Genomic DNA, 22,505 nt, shown 5'->3' on the forward strand with positions numbered 1-22,505 from the left:
ACGTCGAAACCTTCAGGAGGAAAGCCGCGCCACATCGACCAGCGCGGTATGCGCGCTGCACCCCTGTCCCAGCCGCGACGTGCCGATGTCCCGCGTCAGCACGTTCGGGTTGCCGTCGGGGTCGATGTTGCTGTCGGGGTCGCCGAACCAGGCGCCGGTCGGCAGGGCGACGACGCCGGGCTGGATGTCCTCCGTCACCTCGGCCCGCGCCCGGCAGGCCCCGCGCGCGTTGAAGACCCGCACGAGGTCGCCCGCGCCGATCCCCCGCGTTGCCGCGTCCTCGGGGTGGATCGCCAGCGCCACCGGGCGCGCGCCCGGCACATCCGCCAACGCGCTCTCCAACTGGCTGTGCAGCTTGTCGCCGGGCTGCGGCGACACTAGGTGCAGCGGCGCGGCCTCGGTCGCCGTGCCCAGCCATTCCGAAGGCGGCAGCCAGACCGGGTGGCCCGGGCAATCGTCGTAGCCGAAACCGTCGATGGTCTCGGAAAAGATCTCGATCCGGCCCGAGGGCGTCTGCAGCGGATGCGCCTGCGGGTCCTCGCGGAACGGGGCAAAGAGCGTGCGGTTCGGGCCGTCCACGCGGATCGGCAGGCGCACCCAGTTTCGCGCCTTCAGGTCCTCGAAATCGGGCGCGTCGATCCGCTGCTCTGCGGCCAGCGCGCGATAGTCGCTGTAAAGACTGCGGATCCACTCTGACGCGCTGCGGCCTTCGGTGAACGTATCCTCGATCCCCATCCGCTGCGCCAGTCCGGCGAAGATGTCGTAATCGTCGCGCGCCTCGCCTACCGGCGGGATCAGCTGCGGCATGTAGAAGAGGTAATCGTCGAGGTTGGTGCGCGCGATGTCCTCGCGCTCGTAGGACGTCGTCGCAGGAAAGACGATGTCCGCGCGTTTGGCCGTCGCCGTCCACCAGGGTTCGTTGACGATGATCGTCTCGGGCTTTTGCCAGGCCTCGTGCAGCGCGTTGAGGTCCTGGTGGTGGTGGAACGGGTTGCCGCCGGCCCAGTAGATCAGGCGGATATCTGGGTAGGGGCCGCGCCGGCCGTTGAAGTCGTACTCCGCGCCGGGATGGCGCAGCATGTCGCCGATCCGGGCGACGGGGATCACCGTGTCGACCGGGTTCGTGAGCTGCGAGAAGGTCATGCCCCGCATCCCGATCACCGACTTGCCGACCCCGCCGATGGCGCCGTAGCCGTAGCCCACGCCGCCGCCCGGCAGGCCGATCTGGCCCAGCATCGCCGCCAGCACGGCGGACATCCAGTAAGGCTGCTCTCCGTGCTCTGCGCGCTGCAGGGACCAGGCGACGGTGATCATCGTGCGGGTGCCGGCCATGCGCCGGGCAAGGCTGCGGATCTCGTCGGCATCGACCCCGCAGAGCGGCGCCGCCCAGTTGGGCGTCTTGGGCTGCCCGTCGCTGTCGCCCATGAGGTAGGGGCGGAACCGATCGAAACCCGTGGTGCAGGCGTCGAGGAAGGCGCGATCCGTCAACCCTTCGTCCTCGAGCACGAAGGCCAGCGCCAGCATCAGCGCGGTGTCGGACCCGGGCCGCAGCGGCAGCCAGTCGCAGCCCGCCGGCGCGTCGCTGCGCTGCGGGCCGATGTTGAAGCAGCGCATGCGCTTCTGCGCGAAGCGGTCGAACCAGCTGGCCGTGTCATGCTCGGTGATGCCGCCCATGCTGACCTGCGCGTTCTTCGGATTGATCCCGCCGAACATGACCAGCGTCTCGGTGTGATCGAAGAGCGTCTGCCAGCTGTCCTGGTGCTGGTAGAGCAGGTTCAGGAAATTGCCGCCGAAGACATGCGGCATGATCGCCTGGGCGCAGCCGGTGGAATAGCTTCCGAAGGACGCGACATAGCCCCCGGCGGCATTCAGGAACCGGTGCACCTGGCTTTGCGCGTGGTGAAAGCGCCCGGCGGAGCTCCAGCCATAGGAGCCGCCGAAGATGGCCTCGTTGCCATGGGTCTTGCGCACCCGGTCGATCTCGGCCCCGGCGATGTCCAGCGCCTCGTCCCAGGGCAGCTCGACGAAGTCGTCGGATCCGCGACCGCAGCGGTCGCGGGTGTCGAGCCAGCCGCGCCGGATCGCGGGGCGGGCGACGCGGGCGTGATGATGCACCGCCGCAGGCAGGATGTCGGGGATGCGCGTCGGGTGCGGGTCCTGTGAGAAGGGGCGGGTCGCCACGATGCGGTCGGCCTCGACATCGACCTCGAAGGCGCCCCAGTGGCTGGAGGTCACGAATGTCTGCCGTCGGGGCGTGTCGGGCATGGGAAGCTCCTGCGCTGTGTGCGGTCTTTCTACCTCTGCCGTGGCAGGCTTGAAAGAGCTGAACTCCGACCAGCTTGGGACCGCAGCCCGGGGTCGAGAAGGGCAGGGGGACCGGTTCACTCTCCGCGCTTCCGTTACGGCGCGCGGCACATCAGCGTCGCGCGCCGGTCCCTAGTTCCGAAGCATATCGGGCAACCAGGTCGCGAGCCCCGGTACCGCGATGGCCACGAGCAGGAAGACGATGATGCCCAGGAAGAACGGCATGTTGGCCTGCATCACCCGGATCTGGTCGACGTTGGCGATCTTGCCCGCGATGATCAGGGCGATGGCCATCGGTGGCGTCACCTGTCCGATCACCACCGCCAGCACCATCAGCACGCCGAAATGCACGAGGTCCACCTCGTAGAAGATCAGCGTCGGCAGGATGATCGGCATCAGCACCGGAATGAGCGGGTCGAGGATCATGCCCGCGAGGATCGCGAGGATCAGCAGCACCACCAGCCGCAGGTACATGCTGTCGACGACGGTCGCGAGGTCGATGAATTCGATCAGGAATTCCGGCACCCGCGCGTTGGTCAGCGCGGAGCCGAGGGCGAAGGACAGGCCCACGATGATCAGCAGCTCGCCGCTCAGCTGCACGGCGTTCGACAGCACGCGGTAGAGCCCCTTGAGGCTCAGCACCCGGTAGACGACCATCGCGAGGACCATCGAATAGACCACGGCAAAGGCCCCGGCCTCGGACGGGGTGAAGACGCCGACCACCAGCCCGCCGACGATGATCAGCGGCATCCCGAAGGACAGGATCGACCGTTTGCCGGCGCGCGCGACCTCGTGCAGCGAGAAGATCGCGTAGGGCTCCCAGCCGCGGCGCCGGGCCAGCCAGGCGATTATCATCATCATCGTGAGCCCCAGCAGCAGGCCGGGGATCAGCCCCGCGAGAAAGAGAGAACCGAGCGACACGCCGGTCATGGCGGAATAGAGGATCATCGGAGAGCTGGGCGGGATCATCGGCCCGATGCCCGCCGAAGACGCGGTGAGCGCGGCGGAGAAATCCGCCGGGTAGCCGTTCTTGCGCATCTCGGGGATGACGATCGACCCGGTGCCGGCGAGGTCCGCCGTGGACGACCCGATCATGCCGCCGAAGAACATGCTGGTGACGACGTTCACATGCGCCAGCCCGCCGCGCAGCGATCCGACCAGCGCGCGGGCGAATTCGAACAGCCGGCCCGAGATGCCGCCGGCGTTCATCAGCCCCCCGGCCAGCACGAAGAGCGGCAGCGCGATCAGCACGAAGCGGCCGATGCCGGACATCATGGTCTGCGGGAGCGTCAGCATCCACGCGCCCGAAAAATAATTGCTGAAGAGCACCACGGCCATGATCGCCACGACCATGGGAATGCTCAGGACAAGCAGCAGGCACAGCAGGACGATGGCCAGCCCCGCGCCGATGAGCGGCGTCATGTCATGTCTCCGTTCCGGTTCCGGGGGCCGCTGCGAAATGCCCCGACGAAGGCAGCGGCATAGGCCATGGCCACCCCCGCCGCGCCGAAGAGCAGCGCCGAGGTGGAAAAGCCGACCGGCAGCCCGGTGTAGAGCGTCATGTCGCCGCCGAAGAGCCGCACGAAGTCGTAGGAAATGTAGGCCAAAGTGGCGAGGACCAGGCAGTTGAAGGCCAAACCCGCCTTCGCGATGACCGGCTGCGCGGCGGCAGGCAGTTTCTCGAAGAAGTAGTCGATGCGGATCATCGTGCCGCGCCGCATCGACAGGAAGACCCCCGACATGGCCAGCCAGGGGATGGTCATCTGCACCAGTTCCTCGGCCCAGGAAAAGCTGTGGTTCAGCAGGTAGCGGGAGGCGGCATTGGCAAAGACGACGGCGACGATGGTCGTCAGCGCCAGCACGCCGATGGCCTCGACGCTACGGTTGATGATCTTGTCGAGCCGGCCCAGGCCGTCGTCCGGATCCGCCAGTTCCATCTGGCGGGCGGTACGGTCGATTTCCTCGGCGACATCTATCGTGTCGCGATCGCTGCTGTCTCGGGTCATGGGGGTCCTATGGCGCAAGGGGCGGTGTCCGGACCGCGCGCAGGGGTGCGCGCACGGTCCATGCGCCGCGACCGAAGCCGCGGCGGTCTGGCGGCTGTGCTCAGCCGGTCACTCGTTCGCGGCGGCGACGAAGCGCGCGGTGAACTCGGGCCCTGCCGTTTCGCCGATGCGTTCGCCGATCTGGCCTGCGATCTCGCGGAAGCTGGCCGTGTCGATCTCGTTGAACTGCACGTCCGGGGACCGTTCGCGGATCACCGCCTCGAGCGAGGAGTCGTTCTCGGCTCCGTAGGCGCGGCTCGCCTCGACCGCCGTGCGCGCGGCGGCATGTACCGCTTCGCGCTGTTCGTCGGTCAGGCTCTCGTAGCGCCGCAGGTTCATCACCAGCGTGATCGGCGTGTAGACGTGGCGCGACAGCGAGATGTAGTTCTGCACCTCATCCCAGGACCACTTGGCGATGTTGCCGAAGGGGTTTTCCTGCCCGTCGATCACGCCCTGCTGGAGCGCCAGGTAGACCTCGCCGATGTTCATCTTGATCGGCGAGGCGCCGAGCATCTCGAAGGACATGATCCGCGTGGCGCTGCCCGGAGTGCGCAGTTTCAGACCCTCGAGGTCGGCGGGCGTTACCACGGGGCGCACGTTGTTGGTGATGTGGCGGAACCCGATCTCGCCGAACCCCAGGACCTTCAGGCCCGCGTTCTCCTGGAACGACTGGTCCAGCTCCTCGCCAATCGGCCCGTCGAGCACCGCCGAGACCTGTTCGCGGCTGCTGAACAGGAACGGGATGTCGAAGACCGCGAATTTCGGATCGAGCTGCACGGCGTCGGATCCGATCGGGATGACGTCGAGCTGTCCGGTCCGCACCTGCTGCATGTGCACGATCTCGTCGCCGAGCGTGCCGCTGTCGAAATACTCGATGGCCACGGCATCGCCCAGTTCCTCCTTCAGGGCGTCGCGGAACACGCCGAGGATCTGCTGGGTCGAGGCGCCCGGCGTGCTTTCCACCGACATCCTCAGCTCCAGCGTGTCCTGCGCCTGGGCCGTCCCGGCGCAGACCGCGGCCGCCGCAATCAGCCCGAGGGCTGTCCTCTTGGTCACGTCAATCATTGTCTTTCCTCCCTAGGGTTTCACGAAATCGGCCCTCTTCGGGGCCTTGTCCCGGTCCGTCCGTGTCACGCCCCGCGGGGCGGCACGGCGGCCAGGAAATAGGATTCGTTGCCGACTTCGGTGACCGTCGCGGCGACGGTGCCGGTGTCGATGTCGATCAGCCAGACGAGGCTGCTGCGCGATCCGCCCTTCGCGCCGCCGATCACGCAGGCATACTTGCCGCTGACGGCGATGCCCCGGGGCCGCGACGGCCCGCCGCCGGGCGCCTCGGGATGGATGAGGTGCAGCTCGCAGGGCTGTCCGGCCACCGCGGCCTCCACATCGAGGATCGACACCGCGTTGCTGCGGAAACACGAGGCCACCAGACGTTTGCCATCCTCGGAAAAGGCCACGCCGAAGGGCCGGCTGTGCAGGTCGTCGGTGCTGCCGCCCACCTTGATGCGGGCGCGTTCCGCATCGTCGCGCCCGGCAGCCGCGCGCGCCACGTCGATCAGCGACACCGTCTCGCCCTCGTAGTCCCGCGACATGCTTTCGCGCGCCGCGACGGCGACGAGCGTCCCGTCCGGGCTTAGCGCCATGCCGAAGGGGCCGGTTTCCGTCGCGACTCGGTTGATCTCGGCCGCATCCGACCCGGCACGTGCCTTCGCGAGGTCGAGCACCGACACGTCGCTGAAGCCGCCGTTGCCGATGAACACCGTGCCGCCTCCGTGCGGCGAGATCACGATGCCGGTGGGGTTGGGGTAATGGCCGAAGGTCTCGTGCGGGCTGTCTTGCGTGCTGGGTGTACGGGCCGGGTGATCCGGGTTCAGCACCAGCGGCGTGCGCGCCGAAACGCTACGGGTCGCCACGTCGATTACCGTGACCTCGTCGCCGCCGTCCTCGCTTTCCGATGCTTCGCCGCAATTGACCAGCAGCACCGCGCCATCCGGCGACAGAGCGCAGCCGACCGGTCCGGTCCGCCCGGTCGGAACGAACTCCGCGACCGCGCCCAGCGTGTCGTCATGGGTCGGGTCGAGCGCCCTGGCGACGTCGAGCACCGTCACCAGCCCGGGGTGGCCGTGCTGGTAGGCGCCCGCGGCCTCTGGCGTGGCGGAGCCGGAATGGCAGACGACATAGGCGAAACGCCCGTTTGCATCGACCGCCACCGCGACCGGCTGTCCGCTGGCCCGGGCGTCCGGCGTGCCATCCCCATCAAGGTCGAGATCGGGGGTGGCGCGCGGCCGAGAGATCACCGCGTTCGAAGTCTCGTGATTTTCGGGAAGCAGCGCCTTGTCGAGATCGACGATGGCGACGTTGTCGTCCCAGCGTCCGCTGACGATCAGGTGTCCCAGGGATTTTTTCATCGGAGGTGAATTCCGTGCGCTGCACCCGTACTCGAGCCTTCGGGCTCATCGTTCTCAAGCGCCTGCGGGCGCGTATTCGATTGTTTCATGAGCTGAAAAACGTCCTCCCCAGAATCGAAGCGTAGGCAGCGCGTCAGGTTCTGTCAACATTCGACAAAATGCTTTCTCGGGCCCGGACCCGCCGCTAAGCGTCCAATCAGCCCGGAAATTGGGCAGTCCGTCTCGGCGGGACTGTCCGGCCGACCGGGATGCCCGATACCGATGGACCGCGGTGCATGTCGGCTTTACCAATCGGGACCGCGGGCCCCGGACCATGCGGCGAGATCGACGCCCCTCCGCGCGACCCGAGCCCGACCCTCCAAGGACCGCGCCCCATGGACGATTCGCGAGATTTTTCCGATCTGTCGCCATGGGAGCCGCACATCCGGTCGTTCGTGGCGTTCTGCCCACCGGACGCCCGGGCGGCGCCATCCTCCGGCCCGCTTCGGGGGCTGACCGTCGGAGTCAAGGACATCATCGACGTGGCGGGCCTTCCGACCCGGAACGGCAGCGCCGCCTGCGAGGGCGCCGCGCCGGCAGAGGCGGATGCGCCGGTGGTGGCGGCGTTGCGGCAGGCGGGGGCGCGGATCGTCGGCAAGACGACCACGACGGAATTCGCCTTCACCGATCCCACCGCCTGCCGCAACCCACACGACCTGACCCGCACGCCCGGCGGGTCGAGCAGCGGATCGGGTGCGGCGGTGGCGGCGGGGTTGGTGGACCTTGCGCTGGGCACGCAGACCGCCGGATCGCTCTGCCGTCCGGCGGCTTATTGCGGCGTCGTCGGGGTCAAGCCGACCTATGGCGTGCTGCCTGTTGAAGGCATGACGCCGCTGGCCCGAAGCTTCGACACCGTGGGGATCATCGCGCGCGACGTGGCCGTGGCGCGGTCGGCGTTTTCCGTCCTGGCGCCGAACGCCGCGGAGACGGCCGATCCGTTGCGATCTGCGCGCCTCCTGCTGCCAACGCAGACGCGGGCCACACAAGAGACGCACGCGGCGTGGCAGGACGCAGCCGACGCCATGGGCGCCGCGCGCGAAGTGGTGCCCGAGATCGACGTGGCCGCCATCGTCGCCGCGCATCGTTGCGTGATGCAGGCCGAGGCGGCCGAGACCCATGCGGCGCTCCTGCACCCGGACCGGATCGGCCTGCTGCAACCGAAGTTCCGCGCCGGGCTGGAGGCCGGTGCGACGCTGTCGCCCGGCGAGGTGGCAGAGGCAAGGAACACGCTGGACGCGGCGCGGATGGCGTTCTGGCGGCAGATGCAAGAGGTGGATGTCATCCTGACCCTGCCGGTGCCCGACGGTGCGCCGCTGATCGACGGCACGACCGGGTTTCAGGATTGGCTGACGCCCTGGACCGTGGTCGGCGGCCCGCTGGTGAGCCTGCCATGGGGGCTGGACAGCCTCGGGCGGCCGCGGGCGGTGATGCTGGCCGGGCATCCGGGTGACGACCTGCGCCTGCTGTCGGTCGCGGCATCGCTGGAATCCAAGGCGCCGCCGATCCCGCGCCCGCAGCCTCCCGGGGCCTAGCCGCGCAGGCGCACCACGGCATCGACCTCGACGGCGGCATTGCCGGGCAGGCCGCAGACGCCGACGGCGGTGCGCGCATGCCAGCCGGCGTCGCCGAAGAGTGTCAGGAACACCTCGGTCGCGCCGTCGATCACCGCCGGGGTCGCGCCGAAACCGGGGGCGCAGTTGACGAAGCCGCCCAGCCGCAGGATGCCGTCGACACGGTCGAGGTCGCCGTCGCAAGCCTCGCGCAGGCGATAAAGCAGGTTGAGCGCGCAGACCTGCGCCGCCTTGCGGGCCTGGGCAATGGCGTCGGGCGTGTCCGCCACCGGGCCGGTATGGGTGACGGCGCCGTCCCATTCGCAGATCTGGCCCGAGAGGTATACGACCAACCCGTCGCGTCGGTAGGGCAGGAACCGGCCGCGCGGGGTCCAGTCGGGCGGCAGGGTCAGGCCCGCCGCCTGCAACCGCTGCTCGACGCGCCCCATCAGGCGGTTTCCAGCGGCTGGTCCAGGTAGGCGCGCCAGTCGCCCAGATGGGTGATCTCTGTCGCCCCGGCGATGCCGTCGGCCTCGCAGAGGAACCCCTTGACGCGGGTGCCGTCCGACAGCTCGACCGATCCGATCGACAGCGGCGCGGGCACCTGTTCGATGAAGCTGCCGAAGGCGGCCTTGGGCAGCGACCAGACCTCGACCGCGACGGCGCCGGCCTTGGGGCCGCTGTCGCGCAGAAGTCCGGGACGCGCGGGGGGACCGCCGGCAAGGGCGTAGAAGCGGTACCAAGGCGCGGTGTGATCCGCGCGCAGGAAGCTGGCCCCGAGTGCGGTGAGCTGGCCGTTGAGCGGCAGCCCGGACATATGCGCGCCGCAGACCGCGAGCTCGATCCGGTCATCCTGCGCGGCGGGCAGAGCTGCGGGCGTCGGCACGGGATGCGCCGTGGCGCCAAGGGGCCGCGGGCAATCGGCTTCGAAGCCGCGGGCGACGGCGGCGATGGCCGCATCCTCTCCGGCCCTGGCCAACAGCGTGACGCTTCCGGGCCGCCCGTCGCTGCGCGGTGCGGTCGGCACGGCGATGCCGCACAGGTCGAGCAGGTTCACGAAGTTTGTGTAGGTGCCCAGCATCGAGTTCGGGCCCACCGGGTCGGCCTCGATCTCGGCCACCGTCACGAAGCGTGGGATGGTCGGCACGCAGAGCATGTCGAGCCCGGCCAGCAGTGGCTCGGCCTCGCGTTTGAGTTCGGCCAAGCGGTAAATGCCCCGGAAGGCGTCGTCGGCGCTCATCGTCTCGGCCAGTCCGATGATCTGGCGCGTCACCGGCAAAACGGCCTCGGGGTCCCGCGCCAGAAGGTCGGCGATCACCGTGTGCCGCTCGGCCACCCAGGCGCCCTGGTAGAGCATGGCGGCGATGGCGTAGAGCGGGGTGAAATCCACCTCGACGATCTCGGCACCCTGTGTGGCCAGTCTTGCCACGTCGCGGGCGAATGTCTCTTGCTGCACGCTGTCGCCGTCGAACGCGCTGGAGGCCGCGTCGGGCACGCCGATCCGCAGGGCCGGTAGGGGCGCGGTCAGAGGCTTGGACGGCAGCGGTTTCGAATAGGCATCCGCCGGGTCGAAGCCACGGGCCACCTCGAAGGCGGCAAAGGCGTCGTCGACCGTCAGCGCGAAGACCGACACGGTATCGAGCGTGCGGCAGGCGGGCACCACGCCGCCGGCCGAAAGCGCGCCAAGCGTCGGTTTCAGCCCGACGATATTGTTGAGCGCCGCGGGCACGCGGCCCGACCCTGCGGTGTCGGTGCCCAGCGAGAAGGCGACGGCGCCGTGGCCGACGACCACGCCCGACCCGCCCGAGGACCCGCCGGGCACGATCTCCGGGTCGACGGCATTCCGCGGCGCGCCATAGGGTGTGCGCACGCCGACGAGGCCGGTGGCGAACTGGTCGAGGTTGGTCTTGCCGATCATCAGCGCCCCCGCCGCGCGCAACCGGGCGACGACGAAGGCGTCCCTTTCGGGCGTATAGGCATAGGCGGGGCAGGCGGCCGTGGTGGGCAGCCCCGCCACGTCGATGTTGTCCTTGACCGCGAAGGGGATGCCCCAGAGCGGTTTCGCCGGATCATAGGCCCCCAGTGCACAGGCCTCCGCCATAAGGCTGTCGCGGTCGCAAAGGTGGATGAAGATGCCTGGATCGCCGATCCGGTCGAGCCGCGCCAGCACCTCGTCGACGACCTCTTCGGGGCGGGTGCCCCTGGCATAGGCGTCTTGGAGGGCGGCGATTGTAAAGGGCAGGGAACTGAGCATCGGCACGGTCTTTCGGTCTTGGGGCTTCGGGTCTCGGGGCCTGGGATCACGCCGCGGCGATGCGGCGGGCCGGGGGTTTTGGCGCGGCGGCCAGCAACTCCCTTGTATAGGGATGCGTCGGCTCTGACATCACCCGATGTGCCGGGCCTTCCTCGACGATGGCGCCGTCCTTCATGACCAGCACGTGGTCGCACAAGAGCCGCACAACGTGCAGGTCGTGGCTGACGAAGAGGTAGCTCAGCCCCAGCTTGGCGCGCAGATCGACCAGCAGGTTCAGCACCACCGCCTGGATCGACACGTCGAGCGCGGCGGTCGGCTCGTCGAGGATCAGGAAGCGCGGGTTGAGCGCCACCGCCCGGGCGATGCCCACGCGCGCCTTCTGTCCGCCGGACAGCTGGTGCGGAAACCGGTCGAGCAAGGGAAGGGGCAAGCCGACGAGGGCCGCCAGTTCCTCGATCCGCGCGGCCAGGGCCGATCCTCCCATGCCGCCCAGCCTCCGCAGCGGTTCGGCGATGGTCTGTCGGGCGGAGTGGCGCGGGTTGAGGCTGTCGGTGGCGTCCTGGAACACCATCTGGATATCGGCCCGGCGCGGGTCCTTGACGAAACGCTGTGCGGGAATGCCGGCGATGTCCTGTCCGTCGAACAGGATCGTGCCGCTGGTCGGGTCCAGCAGCCGCACGAGGATTTCCGAGGTCGTGGACTTGCCGCAGCCCGACTCGCCCACCAGCCCGACGCTCTGGCCCTGGTCGATGCGGAACGAGATGCCGCGCACCGCGTGCACAGGACCGGACTTGCCCTGGTAGGTCTTCACGAGGTCCGTGACCTCGAGCAGCGGGCGCGGATGCACCTTGTGCGGGATCAGCGCCTTGCGCTCTTCGGGCGGCAGCAGGCTGCGGATGCTTTCGCCCTCGCGCGGGGTCGCGTCCACCAGCTTGCGGCTGTAGGCGTGCTGCGGGTCCGAGAAGATCTGCACGGGGTCGCCCTGTTCGACGATCTGCCCGTCCTTCATCACCATGATCCGGTCGCAGTACTGCGCGGCAAGGCCAAGGTCGTGGGTGATCAGGATGCTGCTCATGCCGCGGTCGCGGATCAGGTCACGAACGAGGTCCATCACCGCCTTCTGCGTGGTGATGTCGAGCCCGGTGGTCGGCTCGTCGGCGATCAGCAGCTTGGGGTCGCAAGCCAAGGCGATGGCGCAGACGATACGCTGGCACATGCCGCCCGAGAGCTCGAACGGGTAGGCGTCGTAGCGCGCGGCGGCGTCCTTGATCCGCACCGCCTCGAGCGCCGCGATGGCCTTGGTGCGGGCGTCCTGCCGGGTGGCGCGGCCGTGCTGGCGCAGCACGTCCTCGATCTGGTGGCCGACCTTGCGGATCGGGTTCAGCGCCGCGCGCGGGTTCTGGAAAATCATCGAGATCTCGCGCCCGCGGATGTCGCGCATGTTCCGCTCGGACGCGCGGCGCAGGTCGGTGCCGGAATAGCTGGCCTCGCCCGCCCGGATCACGCCGCCCGCATCGAGGATGCGCATCAGCGCGTAGGAGGTCACCGACTTGCCGGATCCGCTTTCCCCGACGATGCCGAGGATCTCGCCCTTGGCGAGGTCGAAGCTGATGCCGCGCACCGCGTCCACCTGGCCCCGGCGGGTCTGGAAACTGACGGCAAGGTTCCGCACGTTCAGCATGGCTCAGGTCCTCTTGCGGGGGTCGACGATGTCGCGCAGCCCGTCGCCCAGCAGGTTGAAGGTGAAGACCGCGATCATCAGCCAGAGCCCCGGAAAGACCGCCAGCCACCATTCGCCCGAGACGATGAAGTTGGCGCCCTCCGCGACCATGATGCCCCATTCCGGCGTCGGCGGGCGCACGCCCAGACCGATGAACGACAGGCCCGCAGCATTGAGGATGGCCCAGCCGAGGTTCAGCGAGACCTGCACCATCATCGGCGGCAGCGCATTGGGGAAGATGTGCAGCGCCAGCACCCGCAGGTCCGAATTGCCCGACAGCTTCGCCGCCCGGGCAAAACCCGCGTCGCGGCGGATGTTGACCTCGGCCCGCACCAGCCTTGCGTAGAAGGGCATGTTGATGATGGCGGTGGCGTAGATGATGTTCTCGATCGTGTTGCCGAGCGCCGCGACGATGCCCATGGCCAGCACGAACAGCGGAAAGGCCATGATCGTGTCGAGGAACCGGTTCAGGATGATGTCGAGCCAGCCGCCCCAATAGCCCGCGATGGCGCCCAGGATCGACCCGACCACGAAAGACAGCGCCACCGCGGCCACGGAAATCGACAGGTCCAGCCGCGTCGCCACGATCACCCGGCTGAAGACGTCGCGCCCGATCTGGTCGGTGCCGAACCAATGCTCCATGGAGGGAGGCTGCAACGCCTTCGCAGCGTTGGTCTCGAGCGGATCGTAGGGCACCACCGACGGGCCGAAGAGGGCGCAGAAGATCAAGAAGGCGAAAAGTCCGAAGGCCAGAAGCGTCACCGGGTTGGCGCGCAGCACGTAGACCAGGTGCTCGAAGCTGCCGGACTGGCGCGCGTTTGCGGATTTGGCGGGGGCGGGCATGTCGGTCATTTTGAATCAAACCCGATGCGGGGGTCGATCGCCGTGTAAAGCAGGTCGATCACCAGATTGAGCAACACGAAGAGCAGTGCCATCGCAAGCACGAAGCCCTGCACGGCGGCGTAATCCGACACCACCAGCGCCTCGACCGCGTAGGACCCGATGCCGGGCCAGGCAAAGACCTTCTCCACCAGCACGTTGGCGCCCAGGGCGAAGGAAAACACCATGCCCAGCGTCGTCACCACCGGCAGCAGCGCATTGCGGAAGGCATAGCCGTAAAGCACGCGGCTCCGGCTCAGCCCTGCGGCGCGGGCGGTGCGGATGAAATCCGACGACAGCGCCGTCAGCATCGCCGCGCGGGTCATCCGCGCCACAGGGGCCAGGGTAAAGAGCGCCAGCGTGCCCGCGGGCAGGATCAGCTGCTTGGCGGCCCCCCACCAGGTTTCCCAATCGCCGGCGATGGCGGCGTCGATCAGGTAGAAGCCGGTGACGTGCTCGGGTTCGAGGTAGATGAAGTCGAGCCGCCCCAGCGGCGAGGGCGCGATGCCCAGGAGGTAGTAGAAGACGTAGATCAGCACGATCCCGGTGAAGAAGGTGGGCAGGGAAACGCCCGCCGTGACGATCACGCGGCAGAGGTGGTCGACCCAGGTGCCGGGCCGCGTCGCCGCCAGCACGCCCAGCGGGATGGCGATGGCGCAGGCCAGCAGCAGCGCCGTCAGCGTCAGTTCAAGCGAGGCGGGCAGGCGGTTGGCGAGGTCGGTCGCCACCGCACGGCCCGAGGTCAGCGACTGGCCCAGGTCGCCGCGCATCAGTTCTCCGACGTAGATCAGGAATTGCTGCGGCAGCGGCTTGTCGAGGCCCATGGCGACGCGGGTTTCCTGGATCGAGGCCTCGTCGGCCATGACACCGGCGAAATAGACCGCCGGGTCGCCGGGCAGGGCGCGGGTCAGAACGAAGCTGATGACCACGACCCCGACGACGACCGGGATCGCCTGCGCGCAGCGCAACAGCACCGCGCGCAGCCGGGGATGGGTGCGCAGCATGGCTCAGCCCACGCTGATCGGACGGACGTCGAGCTGGCGGTGGAACCAGAACTCGTAGCCCTCGGCCCCGTTCGCCGCCACGTTCAGCGCCGGCTGGTAGAGCGGGATGCGCGGCAGTTCGTCCAGCGCGATCTCGAACATGCGCTGGATCATCGGGGCCCATTCCGGATCGTCCATCGGCATGTGCAGGGTGGCGTCGACCAGCTCTTCCATCTCTTCGTTGCGGTAGTTCGACGAATTGAACAGGTGCCCGTCCTTGTAGGCCCAGAAGAAGTAGTAGTCGGGCGTGTTGAGCCAGCCGCCGAAGTTCTCCAGATGCAGCGGCAGGCGCTTTTCGACCAGCACCGCGGTGCGCCAATTGGCGCCGGGGATCTTCTCGATCTCGGCGGTGATGCCGATCTTGGCCAGCGCCTCCTGCACCAGCAGGGCCGTGGGCTCCATCCAGGACGCGAGGTCGAGGCTGATCGACAGCGGCACCTCGAAGCCGTCGGGGTAGGCTGAGGCGGCCATCAGTTCCTTTGCCCTGTCGAGATCGGTGTCGTATTGCGTCTTGCGCGGCCACTGGGTGTCGCCCGCGGCGATCTCCGCTTCACCGCCATAAAGCGGCAGGCCGCGGCCGAAAGCGGCGGTCTGGAAGATGTCCTCGTAGGGGATGGCATAGGCGATGGCCTTGCGCACGTTGGCATCCTGGAACGGCTCGAAGCTGAAGTTCGGGCACAGGCAATGGATGCAGTTCTCGACCGGGGTCGAGAAGACGTCGATCGTGTCGGCAAGCTCCGCGGCGTCCTTGTCGGGGATGCCGAAGGCCATCTGGACGTCACCGCGTTCCACCAGCGCGCGCCGGGTGGCGGGGCTGGGCACTTCGCGGATGACCACGCGCTTCAGCGCGGGCAGGGGACCGCCGGCCCAGTCGTCGTTGCGCTCGTAGACCAGTTGTTCGCCGGGCGCCCACCGCAGCACCTTGAACGCGCCGGACCCGGCCGGGGTGGTGTGCAGGTATTCCAGCCCCCAGGGGTCGTCTTCCGCCGCGTTTTCCTGCACTTCGACGGAGTTGATGATGTAGGGCACCGGCACCGCGAGGTCCGGAATGGTCAGTTTCGACGGGCGGTCGAGCGTGATGACGAAGGTCGCGTCGTCCACCGCTTCGAACTGGTCCGGGCGTTCCAGACCGCCTGCCTTCATCTGCACGGTGGGAAAGCCGCCGACGGTCACGGCGCGGTCGAAGGACCACTTCACGTCCTGCGCCGTCACCTGCCGCCCGTCCCAGAACCGCGCCTCGGGCTTCAGCTTGAAGGTCAGGGTCTTGCCGTCCTCGGACACGGCCCAGCTTTCCGCAAGCTCCGGTTCGATCACCGAATAGTCGTAGGACAGGCCGCCGCCGATGGCTTCCTTGGTGCCGAAGGACACCAGCCGGTCATAGCAGTTTATGCCGACCTGGTAGGCGGCGCGGCTGGTGCCGGAGCGGTGCAGGTCGAGCGAATTGATCGTCTCGCCGATCACCACCACCATCGTGTCAGAGCCCTGTGCCGCCGCGGGCATTGCCCGCAGGAAGGGCAGGACCGATGCAGCGCCCGCGCCCATCTTGAGAAAATTCCGCCGTGTGGTGCCTTGGGTCATGAAAAAATCCTCGCGCTGTTGGACGTTCTTGAGATTCGTCTTTGGCAAAAGCGTGCGGGGTTCCATCGTTCACTTCTACTGCTATAAATTCACGAATGCGGTGCAAATCTTGCAACGCATGGAGATAAGGGACACGCGATCAGACACTTGCGCACATATGAGCTGATCGAGGCGGTGGTCCGTGCCGGGTCGATCCGGCGCGCGGCAGAGGAATGCAACCTCACCGCCTCGGCGCTGATCCGGCGGATCCAGGGGTTCGAGCAGGAATTCGGCTGTCCGATCTTCGAACGGCTGCCGCGCGGAATGCGGCTCAACCCGGCGGGCGAGCTTCTGATGCAGCACATCCGGGCGCAGCGCAGCGATCTGGCGCGCGTGCAGGCGCAGGTCGCCGACCTGACCGGCGAACGCCGCGGTCATGTCAGCATCGCCTGCAGCCAGGCGCTGCTGCCGTATTTCCTGCCCGAGCAGATCGCTGCCTACCGGGCCGAGCATCCGGGCGTGACCTTCGGCGTCAACGTGCGCGACCGGGTGCAGGCGGAAAAGGACCTCGCCGCCTTCGAAAGCGACCTGGCGCTGGTGTTCGAACCGGTGCACATGGTCGATTTCGAAGTGCTGTTCGAATTGCCGCAACGGGTGCATGCGGTTTTTCGCGCCAGCAACCCGCTGGCGCGAAAAACAGAGGTGCGGCTGCGCGACTGCCTCAGCCGCAAGCTGGTGCTGCCTTCGGCGCCCTACGGGGTGCGTCACCTGCTCGAGATGGGGGCGTCGCGGCGGCGGCTGGCCTTCGATCCGGTACTGGAGACCGAATCCTTCGAACTCATCCGGCATTATGTGGTCGAGGAAGACGCGGTAGGCTTCCAGATCCCCATCGGCCTGCGCAGCGCGCAGCAGGCCGCCATCGCCCATGCGCCGATTTCGGAACGCGACCTGCCGGCGGGGCGGCTGCTGCTGGGGCAGATGCGGGGCCGGGTGCTGCCCGTCGCCTCGGCCAAGTTCGCCCGCCAGCTGGAGGCGGCGTTGTCTGGCACCGCCGGCCCCTGATGGGAGTGGGGACGCGAATCGCGCGCACCGCGATCCCGGCGCAGATGGCCGCGGACCCTGCGGGGCAGGCCGTCCGATCACCGTGAGGGGCACGAAAAACACCCCTCCGCACCGGAAACCCGTGCCACTGCGCTTGCGAGGCTGCGACAAGACCGTCAGGATCGCAATACGCGGCCAGGGCGCGGGCCGCATCCGCCGGATCTCCGGCAGCGAGGATGCGGTTGCGCGCGCCGGGCCGACACCGAACAATCGACACGTCGCCGGCCTCCCGCCTTTTGCGGGAGGGGTGGCGCAGGACTGGAAAGGCCCGCATGAACAAGCTTCAACGCACGCCCGAACGCTACACCACCGACGAATACCGCGAACGGCTGGTGCGCATCCGCGCCAAGATGGAAAAGCAGGGGTTCGACATGCTGATCCTGTCGGACCCGTCGAACATGTCCTGGGTCTCGGGCTACGGCGGCTGGTCCTTCTACGTGCATCAATGCGTCATCGTGGGGCCGACCGGCGACCCGATCTGGTTCGGGCGCGGACAGGATGCGCAGGGCGCCTACCGCACCGTCTGGGTCGGGCGCGACAACGTCATCGGCTATCCCGATCACTACGTGCAGTCGACCGAGCGGCACCCGATGGAATACCTCTGCGAAAAGCTCGCCGACATGGGCTGGAACAAGGGCACCATCGGCGTCGAGATGGACAACTACTGGTTCTCGGCCCGCGCCTTCGAACGGCTGCAGAACGGCCTGCCGGATGCCAAGTTCAAGGACGCCACCGCCTTCATCAACTGGGAACGGGCGGTGAAGTCGGAAAAAGAGCTGGAATACATGCGCCAGGCCGCGCGGATCGTCGAACGCATGCACCACCGCATCGCCGAGAAGATCGAGGTCGGCATCCGTAAATGCGATCTGGTGGCCGAGATCTACGACGCCTCGCTGCGCTTCGACGAATGGCACCAGCACGGCGGAGATTACCCGGCCATCGTGCCGCTGCTGCCCTCGGGTCCCGATGCCGCAGCACCGCACCTGACCTGGGACGACCTGCCGATGAAGCCCGACGAAGGCACCTTCTTCGAGATCGCCGGCTGCTACCAGCGCTACCATGTGCCGCTGTCGCGCACGATCTTCCTCGGCAAGCCGCCGCAGGCGATCCTCGACGCCGAAGAGGCGGTGCTCGAGGGCATGGACCGCGGGCTCGAGGCGGCGCGGGCGGGCAACACCTGCCACCACATCGCCGATGCCTTCTTCAAGTCGCTGGAGAAGCGCGGGATCGTCAAGGACAACCGCTGCGGCTATTCCATCGGCCTGAGCTATCCGCCGGATTGGGGCGAGCGCACCATGAGCCTGCGGCGCGGCGACATGACCGAACTGCAACCGGGCATGACCTTCCATTTCATGACCGGCCTGTGGATGGACACCTGGGGCTACGAGACCACGGAATCCATCGCCATCACCGACGGCGACCCGGAGGTCTTCTGCGACATCCCGCGCAAGATGCTGGTCAAGCAGTAGGCGCGGCGTTTTCGCCGGAACAGGCAGAACCGGGTAAGCGGCCAAAGTCGACCAGGCGCGTGCATGTCGTAGCGCACCGCGTGGCCAGGTCCTGCTCTCTCCAAAAGAGGCGCCCGAAGACTTCTGCGGAAGCCTCATGGCCCCAAAAGCGGCTTTGCGGACGAAGCGGACGTTGTTTAGTCGTGCCAGCGCCGGACCGGGGGGCGGCGCATCTAACTGTCGAGCTGATGCGTTTTATGGTCGCCAAGTCCGCGGTCGCGAAGAGCTCGGAGCCAAGGATCGACAAAGCGCCGGCCCATGGGGCCGGTCCGGCGCTGGCACGGCGGCCGCCCATGGCGGCCTCGATTCCGTACCGGGAGACAAGCGGCGCCGTTCGCTAAGGCTCGCAGCGGAAAGAGCGCTTCGAGACTCTGAAATGCCAATTGGCGCCGCGAAAGGCATAGGGACGGGATCCGATCAGGCTCTTCGCTGAACGCACGGCTTCAGACCAGGTGGCGGGGGATCGAGACGTCCCAGTCCAGATCGCGCACCAGCGCGCCGTCTGCCCAGGCCTGAAGGCGCGCCGCGATGTGGAAATCGGTCGCGTCACAGGTCAGCTGCGTCGTGGTGACTGTCTTCACCGACCAGCCGTCGCGGCGCATCTCGTGGGTCCAGGTGACCTCACCCGTCGCCGAGGTCGGATCGTCGGGCAGCACCGAATAGCGCTCGTGTCCCTCCGCGGAGTGGAAAAGCCCGTGTTCGGTGATCCTGGCACCCCCCTCGTGGTCGCGGGTTTCGACCGTGACGCGGCCGGTGTCACGGTCCTCGGTCACCTGCCATGCGCCGAAGGGTTCGGGGTCGAAGATCACGTCCAGCGGTTGACCGGCGCGCGGGCTCCCGAGATCGTGCGGCACGACGCCGTCGTCGGTGCGCACCGGCAGAGACAGCGCCGACGCGCCGGTCAAGACCGTCAGCGTCACCGGTTCGGGCGCAGGCCAGGCGATTGGGAAATAGCTTGTCGACAGCGACAGGCGGATGCGATGCCCGGCGCGGAAGGTCTGCGCCACGTGCTTCATGGGCACCTCGACATGGTAGGTCTGGCCGGGCACCAGAGCCTCGGGGTGTTCGTGGCTGTCGCGGTGGGTGAGGTTCAGCAGGCCGTAGCTGACCCGCGTCGCGGCCCCGTCGGGCGCCACATCGATCAGCCGCGCGGCGACCTGCGCCACGGGACGGTCTACCTGCAGCGCGAGGGTCAGGACCGGGTCGCCGGCGATGTCCATGTCGGCCTCCAGCGGCGCGGTCTCGAACACGAGGCTCCCGGCGTCGTCGCGGCGCTGGTCGCCCGGCTGGTCGCCCACGTGGGCGTAGGAACACCACTTGCCGCCCTGCACCCCGACCCAGAGCGGAGAGCGGATCGTCCGCGCGGCCTCTTGCCCGTCCGGCGTGCCACCGAGGACACCATCAGCGCCGAGCGAAAGGGCAGTGCGGGTGACGTTCGGCGAGGGCCAGGCGGGCTCCGTGATCCAGCGCCCGTCGCGGTGGGTGTAGAACCCCTTCGGTTCGGCGTGGTCCTGCAGGTAGAGCCGCAAAGGCGGTTCGTCCATGATGCCGGTGTCGTGGCCCTTGAGCCATTGATCCCACCAGCGCGTCTCCTCGGTCAGCCAGTCCACAGCGGGGCCGGGGGCGCCCTGGTGTGGATACTTGTGCGACCAGGGGCCGACGATGCCCTTGGCGGGCGATTTCAGGTTCTCGACCAGCCGGAACACCGCGCGGCAATAGCCGTCGGCCCAGCCGCTGACGGCATAGACCGGCACCTCGACATCGGCGAAATTTTCGCAGATCGAGCCGTGTTTCCAGAAATCGTCGCGGGTCTGGTGCCGCAGCCAGTTGTCCAGCCACAGGCCCGAGCCGTCGAGCCTTTGTTCCCACAGGTCGCGCCAGCGGTCACCGACGTGGGCGGGATCGGGGGGCAGGGTGTTGATGCCGAACATCACCGACGCCCAGGACAGGTGATCGCCCAGCAAGGTACCGCCCATGTAGTGGATGTCGTCGGCATAGCGGTCGTCGGTCGAACAGATCGACACCACGGCCTTCAACGCCGGAGGGCGCAGGGCCGCCAGCTGCAAGCCGTTGAAGCCGCCCCAAGAGATGCCGACGATGCCGACGCCGCCGTCGCACCAGGGCTGATCCGCGATCCAGGCGATGAGGTCGCAGCCGTCCTGCAGTTCCAGCGGGGTGTATTCGTCCAGCATGAGCCCTTCGGATTCGCCGGTGCCGCGCAGGTCGACGCGCACATAGGCATAGCCCTGTGCCGCCATCCACGGCGCGCGGGCGTGGTCGCGTTCGAGCGTCTTGTCGTTCTTGCGGTAGGGGATGTACTCGAGGATCGCGGGGACCGGCTGACCTTCAGCGTCCTCGGGCATCCAGACCCGCGCGGCAAGGCGGGTGCCGTCGGGCATCGGGATCTCGAGATGTTCGATTTCCCGGACGGGAACGGCAAGCGGATGATCGATCTTCATGGCGGACACTCGGTTGGGGTGGGGGCGTGGTCCGGGTACCGGGCGGGCCGGGGGATGTCCAGCGTTGGGCGGTGGCTGGGCGCGCGGAGTCAAGGCGCAGCTTGCTGCGCCGCCGCGCGATCGCCAGACCGCCCCCCGGGCTGGCGATTTGCTGGCGTCAGCGCACCGATGCAGCGTCGTTCGGATGTGGCGGCATAAAGTGTGCTGCACAAACGCCGTTTCGCCATCCCGCGGTCCGGCGACCGCGCGGCGGCGCGCCTCGATTCCGCGCGAAGCCCTTACTGGCAGCCTTATTCGACGATATCGGTGAATTCGTAGTTCAGCTTCTTCATCACCTGTTCGTAGTTCCACAAGAGCTTGGACTGCTTGCTGGCCCCCATCCAGATCGACGCCACCGCAAAGCTGTAGGCGTCCTGCTCGGGCAGGTCCGACAGTTTCGAGCCGCGGGTGACGTAGGACGAGATGCGCGTGCCCTCCACCTGTTCCGCCGCGACCTCGACCTCGGCGCGGGAGGGCGCGCGCGCCACAGTCGCGTCGTTGAAGAACACACGATAGAAGAACTCCGCCGCCACGTTCTCGGGGCCTTCGCCGCTGGGCATGTCGGGTTTGCGGCCCAGGCCCAGGTCCACCGTCACCTGCTGGTGGCTGACGCCGTCGACCATCTCGAAGAGGTCGCAATGGGACTGCGCGATGCGGGTGTTGATCTCGAGCAGCCAGATCTTGTTGCTGACCTCGTCCCAGTAATATTCGATGTTGAAGCCCGCGTTGTCATAGCCGATGTGCGCCATGATCGTGCGGGTGATCTCGTTCATCGTGTCCTGCACCCGTTTCGGCAGGGTCGAGGGATAGAGATAGTAGAAAAAGCTCAGCACCTGCGGATAGCGGATCGAATCCACGGTGCCGTAGGGGAAGACCTCGCCGTTGTGGACATAGCCTTCGACGGTGCACTGTCGGCCGCCGATGACCTGTTCGGCCATGCAGTAATGGCCCTCGACCGCCTTGATGTCGTCGGGGATGTCGGCCTGGCTCAGCACGTGGTCGAAGGGTTCGCCGATCGACCGGATCTCGGCCCGCAGCTTTTCGATGGCATAATCGAAATCCTCGGGGCTGTCGATGCGGAAGCCCAGCCGAGAGCCCGAGGACTTGATCGGCTTGACGAAGAACGGGAAGCGCAGGTCGGCCTCGCCGATCTTGGACAGCGCGTCGTCGTCGAACGGGTCGAAGGCGGTGAACTTGGGGATGTGGTCGGGGATGACCTCGGCCATCACCTTGCGGGACCAGTACTTGTGCTCGCACTTGAGCAGCGATTCCAGCGAGGCCTGCGGTGTGCCGTATTTCTTGCAGAGGATCGGCAGCATGGTCGACACCGGAAAGTCGATATAGCCGACGATGGCGTCGATGGAGCCGTCGAAGGCGTCGAGCCTGGCCTCGGCCTCCTCCAGCATGGCGGGAATGTCGAAATCCTGCGTATCGGACACCTGCGCGGGCGTCAGAAGCGGGTGAAAGGTCACGTCTTCGACACCGCGCAGGCGCTTGAGGCGTTCGGCGTTCAGCTCGTTGAGGCCGACAACGAAAATGTTCTTGGTCATGTTATGTCCTCCCTCAGAGGGGCGGACCCGGCCGGCGGCCACAACGGCG

16 protein-coding genes are annotated in these 22,505 nt (G+C 67.7%); 3 read left to right on the forward strand and 13 right to left on the reverse strand.

Going from position 1 to position 22,505, the window contains the following annotated elements:
• Positions 1-12: 12 nt before the first annotated feature.
• From DU478_RS05575 to DU478_RS05595, 5 genes are all read right to left on the reverse strand, one after another.
• Positions 13-2,265 (reverse strand): molybdopterin-dependent oxidoreductase, encoded by a 2,253-nt coding sequence (locus tag DU478_RS05575; protein WP_114509955.1) that lies wholly within the window; start codon positions 2,263-2,265, stop codon positions 13-15.
• A 171-nt stretch (positions 2,266-2,436) separates the two neighbouring features.
• Positions 2,437-3,726: a TRAP transporter large permease gene (locus tag DU478_RS05580; protein ID WP_114509956.1), complete on the reverse strand. Its 1,290-nt coding sequence runs from the start codon at positions 3,724-3,726 to the stop codon at positions 2,437-2,439.
• Positions 3,723-4,310: a TRAP transporter small permease gene (locus DU478_RS05585; RefSeq protein WP_114509957.1), complete on the reverse strand. Its 588-nt coding sequence runs from the start codon at positions 4,308-4,310 to the stop codon at positions 3,723-3,725. The genes DU478_RS05580 and DU478_RS05585 overlap by 4 nt, the downstream gene beginning before the upstream one ends.
• Positions 4,311-4,418: 108 nt before the next feature.
• Complete coding sequence (locus DU478_RS05590; protein ID WP_114509958.1) at positions 4,419-5,414, reverse strand: TRAP transporter substrate-binding protein; 996 nt, start codon at positions 5,412-5,414, stop codon at positions 4,419-4,421.
• 65 nt (positions 5,415-5,479) lie between these two features.
• The gene (locus DU478_RS05595; protein ID WP_114509959.1) at positions 5,480-6,757 is read right to left on the reverse strand and encodes a beta-propeller fold lactonase family protein; all 1,278 of its coding nucleotides are present in this window, start codon (positions 6,755-6,757) and stop codon (positions 5,480-5,482) included.
• 374 nt (positions 6,758-7,131) lie between these two features.
• Between DU478_RS05595 and DU478_RS05600 the strand changes: the two genes are divergently transcribed.
• Entirely contained in the window at positions 7,132-8,328 is a 1,197-nt protein-coding gene (locus DU478_RS05600) for an amidase (protein ID WP_158545745.1), read from the forward strand.
• Here DU478_RS05600 and DU478_RS05605 read toward each other — a convergent pair.
• Genes DU478_RS05605 through DU478_RS05630 form a run of 6 tightly spaced genes read right to left on the reverse strand, consistent with a single transcriptional unit; the run spans position 8,325 to position 15,820 of the window.
• The gene (locus tag DU478_RS05605) at positions 8,325-8,795 is read right to left on the reverse strand and encodes a RidA family protein (RefSeq protein WP_114509961.1); all 471 of its coding nucleotides are present in this window, start codon (positions 8,793-8,795) and stop codon (positions 8,325-8,327) included. The two genes, DU478_RS05600 and DU478_RS05605, sit on opposite strands and share 4 nt — an antisense overlap.
• Positions 8,795-10,600 (reverse strand): allophanate hydrolase, encoded by a 1,806-nt coding sequence (gene atzF / locus DU478_RS05610; protein WP_114509962.1) that lies wholly within the window; start codon positions 10,598-10,600, stop codon positions 8,795-8,797. The genes DU478_RS05605 and atzF overlap by 1 nt, the downstream gene beginning before the upstream one ends.
• A gap of 46 nt (positions 10,601-10,646) precedes the next feature.
• A complete protein-coding gene (locus DU478_RS05615; protein WP_114509963.1) occupies positions 10,647-12,281 on the reverse strand; it encodes a dipeptide ABC transporter ATP-binding protein in 1,635 nt (544 codons plus the stop codon).
• A 3-nt stretch (positions 12,282-12,284) separates the two neighbouring features.
• On the reverse strand, positions 12,285-13,172 hold the full coding sequence (locus DU478_RS05620; RefSeq protein WP_114509964.1) for an ABC transporter permease: 888 nt from the start codon (positions 13,170-13,172) through the stop codon (positions 12,285-12,287).
• On the reverse strand, positions 13,169-14,203 hold the full coding sequence (locus DU478_RS05625) for an ABC transporter permease (protein ID WP_114509965.1): 1,035 nt from the start codon (positions 14,201-14,203) through the stop codon (positions 13,169-13,171). Before DU478_RS05625 ends, DU478_RS05620 begins: the two co-directional genes overlap by 4 nt.
• 3 nt (positions 14,204-14,206) lie before the next feature.
• Positions 14,207-15,820 carry an ABC transporter substrate-binding protein gene (locus DU478_RS05630; protein WP_114510233.1) on the reverse strand — a complete coding sequence of 538 codons (1,614 nt, stop codon included), beginning with the start codon at positions 15,818-15,820 and terminating at the stop codon, positions 14,207-14,209.
• Between the two features lie 147 nt (positions 15,821-15,967).
• Here DU478_RS05630 and DU478_RS05635 point away from each other — a divergent pair, with 147 nt between their 5' ends.
• Positions 15,968-16,861, forward strand: a complete 894-nt coding sequence (locus tag DU478_RS05635) for a LysR family transcriptional regulator (protein ID WP_233501121.1) — start codon at positions 15,968-15,970, stop codon at positions 16,859-16,861.
• A 311-nt stretch (positions 16,862-17,172) separates the two neighbouring features.
• Entirely contained in the window at positions 17,173-18,369 is a 1,197-nt protein-coding gene (gene doeA, locus DU478_RS05640; protein WP_114509967.1) for an ectoine hydrolase DoeA, read from the forward strand.
• 482 nt (positions 18,370-18,851) lie between these two features.
• On the opposite strand, the gene DU478_RS05645 is transcribed toward doeA, so the two are convergent.
• Positions 18,852-20,867 carry a CocE/NonD family hydrolase gene (locus DU478_RS05645; protein ID WP_114509968.1) on the reverse strand — a complete coding sequence of 672 codons (2,016 nt, stop codon included), beginning with the start codon at positions 20,865-20,867 and terminating at the stop codon, positions 18,852-18,854.
• A 290-nt stretch (positions 20,868-21,157) separates the two neighbouring features.
• Positions 21,158-22,456 carry an ATP-grasp domain-containing protein gene (locus DU478_RS05650; RefSeq protein WP_114509969.1) on the reverse strand — a complete coding sequence of 433 codons (1,299 nt, stop codon included), beginning with the start codon at positions 22,454-22,456 and terminating at the stop codon, positions 21,158-21,160.
• Between the last annotated feature and the right edge of the window lie 49 nt (positions 22,457-22,505).

The sequence above is a fragment of the Thalassococcus profundi genome (assembly GCF_003344785.1).
GTDB lineage: Bacteria > Pseudomonadota > Alphaproteobacteria > Rhodobacterales > Rhodobacteraceae > Puniceibacterium > Puniceibacterium profundi.

Coding starts and splice junctions, on each gene's coding strand:
- DU478_RS05575 (WP_114509955.1), bottom strand. CDS start 2,265: ATGCCCGACACGCCCCGACGGCAGACATTCGTGACCTCCAGCCACTGG.
- DU478_RS05580 (WP_114509956.1), bottom strand. CDS start 3,726: ATGACGCCGCTCATCGGCGCGGGGCTGGCCATCGTCCTGCTGTGCCTG.
- DU478_RS05585 (WP_114509957.1), bottom strand. CDS start 4,310: ATGACCCGAGACAGCAGCGATCGCGACACGATAGATGTCGCCGAGGAA.
- DU478_RS05590 (WP_114509958.1), bottom strand. CDS start 5,414: ATGATTGACGTGACCAAGAGGACAGCCCTCGGGCTGATTGCGGCGGCC.
- DU478_RS05595 (WP_114509959.1), bottom strand. CDS start 6,757: ATGAAAAAATCCCTGGGACACCTGATCGTCAGCGGACGCTGGGACGAC.
- DU478_RS05600 (WP_158545745.1), top strand. CDS start 7,132: ATGGACGATTCGCGAGATTTTTCCGATCTGTCGCCATGGGAGCCGCAC.
- DU478_RS05605 (WP_114509961.1), bottom strand. CDS start 8,795: ATGGGGCGCGTCGAGCAGCGGTTGCAGGCGGCGGGCCTGACCCTGCCG.
- atzF (WP_114509962.1), bottom strand. CDS start 10,600: ATGCTCAGTTCCCTGCCCTTTACAATCGCCGCCCTCCAAGACGCCTAT.
- DU478_RS05615 (WP_114509963.1), bottom strand. CDS start 12,281: ATGCTGAACGTGCGGAACCTTGCCGTCAGTTTCCAGACCCGCCGGGGC.
- DU478_RS05620 (WP_114509964.1), bottom strand. CDS start 13,172: ATGACCGACATGCCCGCCCCCGCCAAATCCGCAAACGCGCGCCAGTCC.
- DU478_RS05625 (WP_114509965.1), bottom strand. CDS start 14,203: ATGCTGCGCACCCATCCCCGGCTGCGCGCGGTGCTGTTGCGCTGCGCG.
- DU478_RS05630 (WP_114510233.1), bottom strand. CDS start 15,820: ATGACCCAAGGCACCACACGGCGGAATTTTCTCAAGATGGGCGCGGGC.
- doeA (WP_114509967.1), top strand. CDS start 17,173: ATGAACAAGCTTCAACGCACGCCCGAACGCTACACCACCGACGAATAC.
- DU478_RS05645 (WP_114509968.1), bottom strand. CDS start 20,867: ATGAAGATCGATCATCCGCTTGCCGTTCCCGTCCGGGAAATCGAACAT.
- DU478_RS05650 (WP_114509969.1), bottom strand. CDS start 22,456: ATGACCAAGAACATTTTCGTTGTCGGCCTCAACGAGCTGAACGCCGAA.